We start from the raw sequence: 12,596 nt of genomic DNA, 5'->3' as shown, positions 1-12,596 counted from the left end.
GAACCAAGTCCTTGGCTCGACGCAGGCGTTGATCCTACTGTTAAACGTCAAGTGCCGGGGTGGGTGGGGCAGCCGTCGAATCGGACGGTACGCTGACGCACCGCGAGCGTGCCGAGGCCCTGTTGTGACGGCCCTATATATACGGCGCGCGACGCGACAAAACGCCCAACGGATAGGGGGAACCGCCAGGTGAGCACGACCACAGGCACCGGCTTTTGCCGGGTCACAGTCGCTGCGCCGGACGCACGGATCGATGTGGCTCTGCCGGAAGACGTCGCACTGGTCGACATCTACCCGGAGATCCTGCGGCTCTCCGGGCAGTCCCAGGCGGAGGGCGCCCCGACCGGCTACCACCTCGTGCGCCGCGACGGCACCGTACTCGACGCCGGACAGTCGCTCGCTCAGCAGCAGATCCTCGATGGCGACCTGCTGCTGCTGAAGCCGTTCGCCGAGTCGCTGCCGCTGCCCGTGTTCGACGACGTCTCGGACGCCGTCGCCTCCGCGGTCAAGCGCAACCGCAGCCGGTGGAGCGACGACCTGATGAACTTCGTCGGCCTCACCGCCGGCGTGCTGCTGCTCGTCATGATGGCGTTCGCGCTCTGGTTCTCGAACCCGATCGACCGCGACATGCACCGGCTGCCCGGCATCATCGCCGGCGTCACCGGCATCGTGCTGGTCGCGCTGGCCGGCGTCCGCGCCCGGGTCTACGACGACCACAGCTCCTCGATCGCCCTGGGCCTGGCCTCACTGCCGCACCTGCTGCTGGCCGGCTCCGGCATCTTCGCCGTCGAGGCCGGCTCCGGCCCCGGCCGGCTGCACCTCCTCGTCGGCTGCGTGACGGTACTGATCGCCTCCGCGCTCCTGGTGGTCCTGCTGCCGCGCGGTGACGCCCCCTTCGTGGCCGCCGCCTTCCTGTCCGCCGTCGGCACCCTCGCGGTCTTCGCGGCGATCCTCACCGACGCCTCGCCCAGCGAGGTCGCCGCGGTCACCGCCGCCGTCTCCATCGCCATGGTCGCCTGGCTGCCCGGCCTGTCGGCCCGCTTCGCCCGGCTGCCCATCGGCTACAAGTCGCCCGACCAGATCGCCAAGGGCTACGACGGCGAGCGCGGCGAGACCGAGTCCGTCGACTTCGTCAAGATCGGCAACCAGGCCCGCCGCGGCCACGAGCTGCTGCTCGGCCTCGTCGCCGGCTGCTCCGCCCTCGTCGTCGGCTCGGCCGGTGTGGTCCTGGGCTTCTCCGACAACGGCTGGGCCCAGCTGATGGCCCTGGCCGCCGGCATCACGATCATGCTCCGTGCCCGGCTGTTCGACTACACCGCGCAGGTCGCCTGCCTGACCATCGCCGGCATCCTGACGATCGTCCTGCTGATCCTCGGCATCGCACTGCACCCGCCGACGGACATCTTCATCGAGCTCGGCCGCTTCAATGACTCCGGCCCGCTGAACATCCGCACCGTCTGGTTCTCCAGCAGCATCGCGGCGGGCGCCGCCCTGCTGGTCGGTGTGGGCCTGGTCGTCCCGCGCAAGGGCGTCACCCCCTTCTGGGGCCGGATCTTCGATATCTTCGACGGCCTGGTCCTGCTGTCCCTGGTGCCGCTGTGCCTCGCGGTGCTGGATGTCTACGGCACGGTGCGCGGCCTCACCGGCAGCTAGCACCGGCCCGCTCGCCTGTTTCGCGGCCCCCCGACCACCCGGTCGGGGGGCCGTTTTCAGCTGGTACGCTGTGTGACGGCCCGGTCGAGTCATCCAAGATTCCCTGTGAAGCAAACCAGGGGCGCTCACGGACCGAAAAAACTGAGGAGTACCGCGTGTCGCTCGACGCCGCTACGAAGAAGCAGATCATGGCCGAGTTCGCCACCAAGGAGGGTGACACCGGTTCCCCCGAGGTTCAGGTCGCGATGCTCTCCCGCCGCATCTCGGACCTGACCGAGCACCTCAAGACCCACAAGCACGACCACCACTCCCGCCGTGGTCTGCTGCTGCTGGTCGGCCAGCGTCGCCGCCTGCTGCAGTACCTGGCGAAGAAGGACATCACGCGCTTCCGTGCGCTGGTCGAGCGCCTGGGCATCCGCCGCGGCGCGGCGGGCGCCAAGTAACACGCCGTAAAGGGAGCGGTTCCCACCGGGAGCCGCTCCCTTTGCCGTACGCACCGGACTCTTCCGCCGCCCCGTGGTGGACGGAACCTTTGTAGTCTGGTGGCATATCGCAAAAGCGAACGCGGTAGGAGCGCCTCCTGGCCGCCGGTCCTCGGTAGTGGCCCCCGGATGATCCATGGACACACTCCATGCCCCATCACTCCGGGTGCTTCGATCGAAGACCGGCCCGTTCCGGCGCTCCACCGAAGACGGTCCCCTGCCACACGGGCAGCGGACGCTGACGAGGAGATTTTCTTGGTGGAGAACGAGACCCACTACGCCGAAGCCGTTATCGACAACGGATCCTTCGGCACCCGCACCATCCGCTTCGAGACGGGCCGCCTGGCCAAGCAGGCCGCCGGCTCCGCCGTGGCGTACCTGGACGACGACACCATGGTGCTGTCGGCCACCACCGCTTCCAAGAAGCCGAAGGACCAGCTGGACTTCTTCCCGCTGACCGTCGACGTCGAGGAGCGGATGTACGCAGCCGGGAAGATCCCCGGTTCCTTCTTCCGCCGTGAGGGCCGCCCCTCCGAGGACGCGATCCTCACCTGCCGCCTGATCGACCGGCCGCTGCGCCCCTCCTTCAGGAAGGGCCTGCGCAACGAGATCCAGATCGTCGAGACGATCATGGCGCTCAACCCCGACCACCTCTACGACGTGGTCGCCATCAACGCCGCCTCCTGCTCCACGCAGCTGGCCGGCCTGCCCTTCTCCGGCCCGATCGGCGGCACCCGTGTCGCCCTGATCAACGGCCAGTGGGTCGCGTTCCCGACCCACACCGAGCTGGAGAACGCGGTCTTCGACATGGTCGTGGCCGGCCGTGTCCTTCCGGACGGCGACGTCGCGATCATGATGGTCGAGGCCGAGGCCACCGAGAAGACCATCCAGCTGGTCAAGGACGGCGCCGAGGCCCCGACCGAAGAGGTCGTCGCCGCCGGTCTGGACGCCGCCAAGCCCTTCATCAAGGTCCTGTGCAAGGCCCAGTCGGACCTCGCCGCCAAGGCCGCCAAGCCCACCGGCGAGTTCCCGGTCTTCCTCGACTACCAGGACGACGTCCTGGAGGCGCTGACCGCCGCCGTCAAGGGCGAGCTCACCCAGGCGCTGACCATCGCCGGCAAGCAGGAGCGCGAGAACGAGCTCGACCGCATCAAGGAGATCGCCGCCGAGAAGCTGCTCCCGCAGTTCGAGGGCCGCGAGAAGGAGATCTCCGGTGCCTACCGCGCGCTGACCAAGAAGCTGGTCCGCGAGCGCGTCATCAAGGACAAGGTCCGCATCGACGGCCGTGGCGTGACGGACATCCGTACGCTCGCCGCCGAGGTCGAGGCCATCCCGCGCGTGCACGGCTCGGCGCTGTTCGAGCGTGGCGAGACCCAGATCCTGGGCGTCACCACCCTCAACATGCTCCGCATGGAGCAGCAGCTGGACACCCTCTCCCCGGTGACCCGCAAGCGCTACATGCACAACTACAACTTCCCGCCGTACTCCGTCGGTGAGACCGGCCGCGTGGGCTCGCCCAAGCGCCGCGAGATCGGCCACGGCGCGCTCGCCGAGCGCGCCATCGTGCCGGTGCTGCCGACGCGCGAGGAGTTCCCCTACGCGATCCGCCAGGTCTCCGAGGCGCTGGGCTCCAACGGCTCGACGTCCATGGGCTCGGTCTGCGCCTCCACCATGTCGCTGCTGAACGCCGGTGTGCCCCTCAAGGCCCCGGTCGCCGGTATCGCCATGGGCCTGATCTCCCAGGAGATCGACGGCCAGACCCACTACGTCGCCCTCACCGACATCCTCGGTGCGGAGGACGCCTTCGGTGACATGGACTTCAAGGTCGCCGGCACCAAGCAGTTCGTCACCGCGCTGCAGCTCGACACCAAGCTCGACGGCATCCCCGCCTCGGTCCTGGCCGCCGCGCTGAAGCAGGCCCGCGACGCCCGCCTCCACATCCTCGATGTGATGAACGAGGCCATCGACGTCCCGGACGAGATGTCCCCCAACGCCCCGCGGATCATCACCGTCAAGATCCCCGTGGACAAGATCGGTGAGGTCATCGGCCCCAAGGGCAAGATGATCAACCAGATCCAGGAGGACACCGGCGCCGACATCACGATCGAGGACGACGGCACCATCTACATCGGTGCCGCCGACGGCCCGGCCGCCGAGGCCGCCCGCGCCACGATCAACGGCATCGCCAACCCGACCATGCCGGAGGTCGGCGAGCGCTACCTGGGCACCGTCGTGAAGACGACGACCTTCGGTGCGTTCGTCTCCCTGCTCCCGGGCAAGGACGGCCTGCTGCACATCTCGCAGATCCGCAAGCTCGCCGGTGGCAAGCGCGTGGAGAACGTCGAGGACGTGCTCGCGGTGGGCGCCAAGGTCCAGGTCGAGATCGCCGAGATCGACCAGCGCGGCAAGCTCTCCCTGATCCCCGTGATCGAGGGCGAGGACGCCGAGGACGACGACAAGAAGGACGACGCCGCCAAGTGACGTCCCGGACGCAACGGTCGACGGCCCGCACCTCTTCGGAGGGGCGGGCCGTCGCCCGTACCCAAACGCTTCTCAAGGGCACCGCCGGCGCCGGCACGGTCCGCAGGACCACCCTCCCCGGCGGCCTGCGCATCGTCACCGAGACCCTGCCATCGGTCCGCTCCGTCACCTTCGGGATCTGGGCGAACGTCGGCTCCCGGGACGAGACCCCGTCCCTCAACGGTGCCACCCACTACCTGGAGCACCTGCTCTTCAAGGGCACCGAGCGGCGCAGCGCGCTGGACATCTCCGCCGCGATCGACGCCGTCGGCGGCGAGATGAACGCGTTCACCGCGAAGGAGTACACCTGCTACTACGCGCGGGTGCTGGACGCCGACCTGCCGCTGGCCATAGACGTGGTGTGCGACATGCTCACCGGCTCGCTGATCGAGGCCGAGGACGTCGACGCCGAGCGCGGCGTCATCCTCGAAGAGATCGCGATGACCGAGGACGACCCGGGCGACTGCGTGCACGACCTGTTCGCGCACACCATGCTCGGCGACACCCCCCTGGGCCGCCCGGTGCTGGGCACCGTCGACACCGTCAACGCCCTCACCCCCGAGCGCATCCGCCGCTTCTACAAGAAGCACTACGACCCCACCCACCTCGTCGTCACCGCCGCCGGGAACGTCGACCACGCCAAGGTCGTCCGCCTCGTCCGCCGCGCCTTCGAGCGGGCCGGGGCCCTGGACCGCGCGGACGCCGCCCCGGTGGCGCCCCGCAGCGGTAGCCGCGCCCTCCGCACCGGTGGCCGCGTCGACCTGCTCAACCGCAAGACCGAGCAGGCGCACGTGATCCTCGGCATGCCCGGTATGGCCCGCACCGACGACCGGCGCTGGGCGATGGGCGTGCTGAACACCGCACTCGGCGGCGGGATGAGCTCCCGCCTCTTCCAGGAGGTTCGCGAGAAGCGCGGCCTGGCCTACAGCGTGTACTCCTACACCTCGGGGTTCGCGGACTGTGGCCTGTTCGGTGTCTACGCCGGCTGCCGTCCCAACCAGGTGCACGACGTGCTCAAGATCTGCCGCGACGAACTCGACAAGGTGGCCGCCGACGGCCTCACCGACGACGAGATCCGCCGCGCGATCGGTCAGCTGCGCGGCTCCACGGTGCTCGGCCTGGAGGACACCGGCGCGCTCATGCACCGCATCGGCAAGAGCGAGCTGTGCTGGGGCGAGCAGATGTCGGTCGACGAGATGCTCGCCCGGATCGCGGCGGTCACCCCCGATGAAGTGCGCGAGGTGGCCCGTGACGTCCTGGGCGCACGCCCGTCGCTGTCCGTCATCGGCCCCTTGAAGGACCGGCAGGCGGCCCGGCTGGACGAAGCCATCGCCTAGGGCGTGCCAGGCGCCGCGTGCCGGGCGATACTTTCGCCACAGGCTCTGGGCCCGGCCCGGCGCACCGCCGCCGGCCGGGCCCAGCCGCCCGTACCACGAAGAGAGAGCTGGAAACGATGAGCAAGCTGCGCGTGGCCGTGCTGGGTGCCAAGGGGCGCATCGGCTCCGAGGCCGTACGAGCCGTCGAGGCCGCCGAGGACATGGAGCTGGTCGCGGCGCTGGGCCGGGGAGACAAGCTGGAGACGCTGGTCGAGGCCGACACCCAGGTCGTGGTCGAGCTGACCAACCCCGGCGCCGTGATGGGCAACCTCGACTTCTGCCTGCGCCACGGCATCCACGGCGTGGTGGGCACGACCGGCTGGACCGACGAGCGCCTGGCGCAGCTGCGCACCTCGCTCGCCGCCTCCCCCGGGGCGGGCGTGCTCATCGCCCCCAACTTCTCCATCGGCGCGGTGCTGACCATGCAGTTCGCGCGGAAGGCGGCCCGGTTCTTCGAGTCCGCCGAGGTCATCGAGCTGCACCACCCGAACAAGGCGGACGCCCCGTCCGGCACCGCGGCCCGCACCGCTGAGCTGATCGCCAAGGCTCGCGAGGAGGCCGGCAGCGACCCGCAGCCGGACGCCACCAGCACCGCCCTGGACGGCGCGCGCGGCGCGGACGTCGACGGCATCCCGGTGCACTCCGTACGGCTGCGCGGTCTGCTGGCGCACCAGGAGGTGCTGTTCGGCGGGGTGGGGGAGACCCTCACCATTCGCCACGACTCCCTCCACCACAGCAGCTTCATGCCGGGCATCCTGCTCGGTGTGCGCCGCGTGGTGAACACTCCGGGCCTGACGGTGGGCCTGGAGAACTTCCTCGACCTGGACTGACGGGCAGATCCGACCGTGCGTGCAAAGATCACCTACTTCGTCCTGGCGGCGGTGCTGGTCGCCTACTTCGTGCTCGTCGGCAGCCGCGGCGTCCTGCTCATCGAGCAGGGCACCCTGCTGACCGTCACGTTCGGGGTCGCCGTCATGATCCTGCCGTTCATCGGCCTGTGGTTCCTGTGGCACACCACCCAGTTCGCCCGCAAGGCAGGAGTCCTCTCGCGCGAGCTGGAGGCGGAGGGCGGTCTGCCGGTCGACGAGCTGCGGCGGACGCCCGGTGGCCGGATCGACCGTGACTCGGCCGACGAGGTCTTTGCCAAGCGGCAGGCCGAGACGGAGGAGGCGCCCGGCGACTGGCGTACGTGGTTCCGCCTCGCGGTCGCCTACCACGACGCCCGGGACACCCCGCGGGCCCGCAAGGCCATGCAGCGCGCCATCACCCTGCACGGCAACGGGCCCGTACGGACCTGAGGTCCCTACGGGCCCGGTCAGAGGCGGGGCCGGCGGACACGCCGCCCGGTTGCGGTGGAGGGGGCTAGGAGCGGTACTCCGCCGCCCAGGCCTCCAGCACGTCCGCGGCCCGGTCGAACGCCTCCGGGCGCGACAGGAAGTCGCCGTTGCGGTCGGTCACCAAGATCCGCAGCGGCTCGCCCTCGACCCGGTGCACGATCAGGGCCTGCCCCTGCACGGTCCGCGGCAGGCCCAGCCAGCGCACCGGCTGCTGGGCCGTACGAACCGAGGCGACGGCGCTCCACGGCTCCGTCGTCGTACTCAGCAGCCCCACCTGGCGCAGTCCGCTCGAGCTCACCCACAGCCCCACGCGCAGCAGACGCACCGCGAGGGCGAGCACTACCGCCCCCACCGCGACGCAGGCCACGGCACCGGGCAGTGAGCCGGCCAACGCGATGATCATCGCGGAGAACAGCACGAACGACGCGAGCAGCAAAAGCACCGCCGCCGCCCCTACGCGCCACGGTCCGGGGCGATAGGGACGGCGCCAGTGATCGGGCTCGTCATGCGGCAGCGGAGTGGTCTCCGCCGCGGGGTTGTCGAAGTCGAGGTCGCGGTCGGCCGTCAGGAAGGGCAGGGGCACGGCTGATCCTCACTCAGGGGCACGATGACACAAGCTGTGACCGGTGAGGTTATCGGGCCCGCCGAAGCGGAACCACTCAGCGGTGCGCCCCGCTCCTCCACTCAGCGGTGGGCGGCCTCGGAGTGATGCACCCGGCCCGTACTGGAGCTGTCCTGCTGCAGTGCGGGCACGCCGAACAGCAGGGCGCCGGCCAGGCCGCCCACGACTGTCAGGGCCATCAGGGACTGCCCCAGGAGCTGCGCACGGGAGGGACGCTCGCGGGGCGGGGGAGTGACATTGCTGCGGAACCGGTCTGCCTCGGCAACAAAGGCGAACGGGACGGGCTCTCGCCGGCGGAACATGAGCGGGCTCTCCTAGGAACCTCGAGGTGGGCACTGTCACAGGGGAAGACGACTGAGGCGTCCGGTTGGTGCCCGTTTCCAGTAACTTCTGTGAAAAATATCAAGCGCGCTACGCACTGATGCCACCGGGGTCCGATATATGCCTAACGCGGCATCACATCGCATTTCCCCGGCTGTCAGTGGCGGGCCGTAGGCTGGGCGCCGCACAGGATCGATTGGAAGGAACCGCCGGTGTCCCACACCCCCGCCGACAGCACTGAGAGCCCTGACGGCGCAGCCGCCAGCTTCCGGAGCGAGGTGACGGTCGAGCTGGTCAAGCACAGCGCGGCCGACAGCGACGTCCTGTGGGCGGCCCGCGTCTCCACGGCCGGCGAGCAGTCCCTGGAGGAGCTGCAGAAGGACCCGGAGCGCTCCAAGGGTCTGATCAACTACCTCATGCGGGACCGGCACGGCAGCCCCTTCGAGCACAACTCGATGACCTTCTTCATCAGTGCGCCGATCTTCGTCTTCCGTGAGTTCATGCGGCACCGCGTCGGCTGGTCGTACAACGAGGAATCCGGCCGCTACCGCCAGCTGGAGCCGGTCTTCTACGTCCCCGGCGAGTCCCGCAAGCTGGTGCAGCAGGGCCGCCCCGGGAAGTACGAATTCGTCCAGGGCACCCAGGATCAGCACGAGCTGACCGGTCGCGTCATGGAGGACACCTACCGCCGGTCGTACGAGGCCTACCAGGAGATGCTCGCCGCCGGCGTGGCCCGCGAGGTCGCCCGTGCGGTGCTCCCCGTCGGCCTGTTCTCGTCCATGTACGCCACCTGCAATGCCCGGTCGCTGATGCACTTCCTGGGCCTGCGCACCCAGCACGAACTCGCGGCCGTGCCGTCCTTCCCGCAGCGGGAGATCGAAATGGTCGGCGAGCAGATGGAGGCCCACTGGGCCAAGCTCATGCCGCTCACGTACGGCGCATTCAACGCGAACGGTCGCGTGGCGCCGTAAAGCCCAGGTGGCAGCCGGACACCGGCGCCCGACGTACGGGCAGGTGAAGTGTCCGGATTGCGGCATTTTGAGAAGTTCACTTACGCTGAACAAACGGACCCGGCACTGCTTGAACCCCCGAGCAGGCAGTGCCGGAGTCCACATCCCTGCTCCCCAGAGGCGCATCCCGCGGTGAGCTACGAGTAGCGTGGGACCCATGGCTCCGACTTCCACACCGCAGACCCCCTTCGGGCGGGTGCTGACCGCCATGGTCACGCCGTTCACGGCGGATGGCGCCCTCGACCTCGACGGCGCGCAGCGTCTCGCCGCCCACCTGGTGGATGCCGGCAACGACGGCCTCGTCGTCAACGGCACCACCGGAGAGTCCCCGACCACCAGCGATGCGGAGAAAGCCCAGCTCGTCCGCGCCGTGGTCGACGCGGTCGGCGACCGTGCCTTTGTCGTAGCCGGAGCCGGCACCAACGACACCCGCCACAGCCTCGAGCTGGCCCGCGCCGCACAGGACGCCGGCGCCCACGGCCTGCTCGCGGTCACGCCGTACTACAGCAAGCCGCCGCAGGAGGGCCTCCTGCGGCACTTCACGGCCATCGCGGACGCCACCGAGCTGCCCGTCATGCTCTACGACATCCCCGGCCGCAGCGGTGTCCCGATCAACACCGAGACCATGGTCCGGCTCGCCGAGCACCCGCGGATCGTCGCGAACAAGGACGCCAAGGGCGACCTCGGCCGCGCCAGCTGGGCCATCGCCCGCTCGGACCTCGCCTGGTACAGCGGTGACGACATGCTCAACCTCCCGCTGCTCTCCGTCGGAGCCGTCGGATTCGTCTCGGTCGTCGGCCACGTCGTCACCCCCGAGCTGCGCGCCCTTCTCGACGCCCATCTCAACGGCGACGTCACCAAGGCCACCGAGATCCACCAGAAGCTCCTGCCCGTCTTCACCGGCATGTTCCGCACCCAGGGCGTCATCACCACCAAGGCCGCGCTCGGCCTCCAGGGGCTGCCCGCCGGCCCGCTGCGCCTGCCGCTGGTGGAACTCGCCCCGGAGGAGACCGAACAGCTGACGCGCGATCTTGCCGCCGGCGGGGTACAGCTCTGATCACAGACTTCACAACTGAACACGGACCACTGAACGCCACATAGCAAGTGCACGAATGTCATGCGCGCCACGTGCCTCGACGGCAGCGTGGCGCGTGTGGTGAGGAGAGTCTTTTGAGTCATCCGCATCCCGAGCTCGGCCGTCCGCCGAAGCTTCCCAAGGGCGGCCTGCGGGTCACCCCCCTGGGCGGCCTGGGTGAAATCGGCCGCAACATGACGGTCTTCGAATACGGCGGTCGGTTGCTGATCGTCGACTGCGGAGTGCTCTTCCCGGAGGAGGAGCAGCCCGGAATCGACCTGATCCTGCCGGACTTCACGTCCATCAGGGACCGCCTCGACGACATCGACGGCATCGTGCTCACGCACGGCCACGAGGACCACATCGGCGCTGTTCCCTTCCTCCTGCGCGAGAAGCCGGACATCCCGCTCATCGGCTCCAAGCTGACCCTCGCGCTCATCGAGGCCAAGCTCCAGGAGCACCGCATCCGCCCGTACACCCTGGAGGTCAAGGAGGGGCACACCGAGAAGATCGGCCCCTTCGACTGCCAGTTCGTGGCGGTCAACCACTCCATCCCGGACGCGCTCGCGGTCGCCATCCGCACCCCGGCCGGCATGGTCGTGCACACCGGCGACTTCAAGATGGACCAGCTCCCGCTGGACCGGCGCCTGACCGACCTCCCGGCGTTCGCCAAGCTCGGCGAGGAGGGCATCGACCTCCTCCTCTCCGACTCCACCAACGCCGAGGTCCCCGGCTTCGTGCCGCCCGAGCGGGACATCTCCAACGTCCTGCGCACGGTGTTCGCGAACGCCCAGAAGCGCATCATCGTGGCGAGCTTCGCCAGCCATGTGCACCGCATCCAGCAGATCCTCGACGCGGCGAACGAATACGGCCGCCGGGTCGCCTTCGTCGGCCGTTCGATGGTCCGCAACATGGGCATCGCCCGCGAGCTGGGTTACCTGAAGGTGCCGGCCGGCCTGGTCGTCGACGTCAAGACCCTCGACGACCTGCCCGACGACGAGGTCGTGCTGGTCTGCACGGGCTCCCAGGGCGAGCCGATGGCCGCGCTGTCCCGGATGGCCAACCGCGATCACCAGATCCGGATCGTCCCGGGCGACACGGTCATCCTGGCCTCGTCCCTCATCCCGGGCAACGAGAACGCGGTCTACCGCGTGATCAACGGCCTGACGCGATGGGGCGCGGACGTCGTCCACAAGGGCAACGCCAAGGTCCACGTCTCGGGCCACGCCTCGGCCGGCGAGCTGCTGTACTTCTACAACATCTGCAAGCCGAAGAACCTGATGCCGGTGCACGGCGAATGGCGCCATCTGCGGGCCAACGCCGAACTGGGCGCCCTGACCGGCGTACCCAAGGACCGGATCGTGATCGCCGAGGACGGCGTCGTGGTCGACCTCGTCAAGGGCGTCGCGAAGATCGTCGGCAAGGTCCAGGCGGGCTACGTCTACGTCGACGGCCTCTCGGTCGGCGATGTCACGGAGACCCACCTCAAGGACCGCCGCATCCTCGGCGACGAAGGCATCATTTCCGTCTTCGTCGTGGTGGACAGCAGCAGCGGCAAGATCGTCGGCGGACCGCATCTCCAGGCCCGCGGTTCGGGCATCGACGACGCGGCGTTCTCCGGCGTGATCCCCAAGATCGACGAGGCTCTGGCCAAGTCGGCCCAGGACGGCGTCATGGAGCCCCACCAGCTCCAGCAGCTGGTTCGTCGCGCGGTCGGCAAGTGGGTGTCGGACAACTACCGTCGCCGCCCGATGATCCTTCCCGTGGTCGTCGAGGTCTGACCCACAGGCTCGTACGAACGTACGTAAGCGGAGCGGGGCGCCCGGATTTGCATCCAGGCGCCCCGCTCCAGTACGTTTACGGCTCCGCCTGAACGGGAAGCACCGCACGCCTGCGTGTACGGGGCTTGTCCCGAAGGGGGCGGAAATCCGACCCAGAGCAATCTGATAAAGTCGGAACCGCCGAAAGGCAAACCCCCTCCGACAGGTAATCGGAACCGTATTTCGAAGCCACCGCGATAAGCGGGGGAGCGGAAAAGGATCTGATAGAGTCGGAATCGCGAAGAAGCCGAAAGGCCGAACCGCACCGGCGAAAATCGGGACCGTGAGGATCTGATAGAGTCGGAAACGCAAGACCGAAGGGAAGCGCCCGGAGAGCCTGGTGAAACAGGCACAAAGGAAGCGTCCGTTCCTTGAGAACT

11 protein-coding genes are annotated in these 12,596 nt (G+C 69.0%); 9 read left to right on the top strand and 2 right to left on the bottom strand.

Annotated features, from left to right (window positions below; translation table 11 throughout):
• The first annotated feature begins 189 nt into the window (after positions 1-189).
• From eccD to ACH4FH_RS19560, 6 genes are all read left to right on the top strand, one after another.
• The gene (eccD, locus tag ACH4FH_RS19585) at positions 190-1,653 is read left to right on the top strand and encodes a type VII secretion integral membrane protein EccD (protein ID WP_398557131.1); all 1,464 of its coding nucleotides are present in this window, start codon (positions 190-192) and stop codon (positions 1,651-1,653) included.
• A gap of 155 nt (positions 1,654-1,808) precedes the next feature.
• Complete coding sequence (gene rpsO / locus ACH4FH_RS19580; protein WP_006602744.1) at positions 1,809-2,096, top strand: 30S ribosomal protein S15; 288 nt, start codon at positions 1,809-1,811, stop codon at positions 2,094-2,096.
• Between the two features lie 297 nt (positions 2,097-2,393).
• A complete protein-coding gene (locus ACH4FH_RS19575) occupies positions 2,394-4,616 on the top strand; it encodes a polyribonucleotide nucleotidyltransferase (RefSeq protein ID WP_398557364.1) in 2,223 nt (740 codons plus the stop codon).
• Positions 4,613-5,992 carry a M16 family metallopeptidase gene (locus tag ACH4FH_RS19570; protein WP_398557130.1) on the top strand — a complete coding sequence of 460 codons (1,380 nt, stop codon included), beginning with the start codon at positions 4,613-4,615 and terminating at the stop codon, positions 5,990-5,992. Before ACH4FH_RS19575 ends, ACH4FH_RS19570 begins: the two co-directional genes overlap by 4 nt.
• Positions 5,993-6,108: 116 nt before the next feature.
• Positions 6,109-6,861, top strand: coding sequence for a 4-hydroxy-tetrahydrodipicolinate reductase (dapB, locus tag ACH4FH_RS19565; RefSeq protein WP_398557129.1), 753 nt, complete (start codon positions 6,109-6,111; stop codon positions 6,859-6,861).
• A 15-nt stretch (positions 6,862-6,876) separates the two neighbouring features.
• On the top strand, positions 6,877-7,329 hold the full coding sequence (locus ACH4FH_RS19560; protein WP_398557128.1) for a hypothetical protein: 453 nt from the start codon (positions 6,877-6,879) through the stop codon (positions 7,327-7,329).
• Positions 7,330-7,393: 64 nt separating this feature from the next.
• On the opposite strand, the gene ACH4FH_RS19555 is transcribed toward ACH4FH_RS19560, so the two are convergent.
• Together ACH4FH_RS19555 and ACH4FH_RS19550 are read right to left on the bottom strand one after the other, a co-directional pair.
• The gene (locus tag ACH4FH_RS19555; protein WP_398557127.1) at positions 7,394-7,951 is read right to left on the bottom strand and encodes a hypothetical protein; all 558 of its coding nucleotides are present in this window, start codon (positions 7,949-7,951) and stop codon (positions 7,394-7,396) included.
• Positions 7,952-8,052: 101 nt separating this feature from the next.
• Complete coding sequence (locus ACH4FH_RS19550) at positions 8,053-8,292, bottom strand: hypothetical protein (RefSeq protein ID WP_398557126.1); 240 nt, start codon at positions 8,290-8,292, stop codon at positions 8,053-8,055.
• Between the two features lie 231 nt (positions 8,293-8,523).
• Here ACH4FH_RS19550 and thyX point away from each other — a divergent pair, with 231 nt between their 5' ends.
• The 3 genes from thyX (at position 8,524) to ACH4FH_RS19535 (ending at position 12,177) form a co-directional block, all read left to right on the top strand.
• The gene (thyX, locus tag ACH4FH_RS19545; protein WP_398557125.1) at positions 8,524-9,282 is read left to right on the top strand and encodes an FAD-dependent thymidylate synthase; all 759 of its coding nucleotides are present in this window, start codon (positions 8,524-8,526) and stop codon (positions 9,280-9,282) included.
• A gap of 196 nt (positions 9,283-9,478) precedes the next feature.
• Positions 9,479-10,378, top strand: a complete 900-nt coding sequence (gene dapA, locus ACH4FH_RS19540; RefSeq protein ID WP_398557124.1) for a 4-hydroxy-tetrahydrodipicolinate synthase — start codon at positions 9,479-9,481, stop codon at positions 10,376-10,378.
• A gap of 113 nt (positions 10,379-10,491) precedes the next feature.
• Complete coding sequence (locus tag ACH4FH_RS19535) at positions 10,492-12,177, top strand: ribonuclease J (protein WP_398557123.1); 1,686 nt, start codon at positions 10,492-10,494, stop codon at positions 12,175-12,177.
• Positions 12,178-12,596 lie beyond the last annotated feature (419 nt).

The organism is Streptomyces sp. NPDC017993 (assembly GCF_044328065.1).
In the GTDB taxonomy this organism is placed as follows: Bacteria; Actinomycetota; Actinomycetes; order Streptomycetales; family Streptomycetaceae; genus Streptomyces.
Note: the sequence above shows the minus strand (reverse complement) of the source record. Positions and strands in the feature narration are given on the sequence as shown.

Coding starts and splice junctions, on each gene's coding strand:
- dapB (WP_398557129.1), top strand. CDS start 6,109: ATGAGCAAGCTGCGCGTGGCCGTGCTGGGTGCCAAGGGGCGCATCGGC.
- ACH4FH_RS19550 (WP_398557126.1), bottom strand. CDS start 8,292: ATGTTCCGCCGGCGAGAGCCCGTCCCGTTCGCCTTTGTTGCCGAGGCA.
- dapA (WP_398557124.1), top strand. CDS start 9,479: ATGGCTCCGACTTCCACACCGCAGACCCCCTTCGGGCGGGTGCTGACC.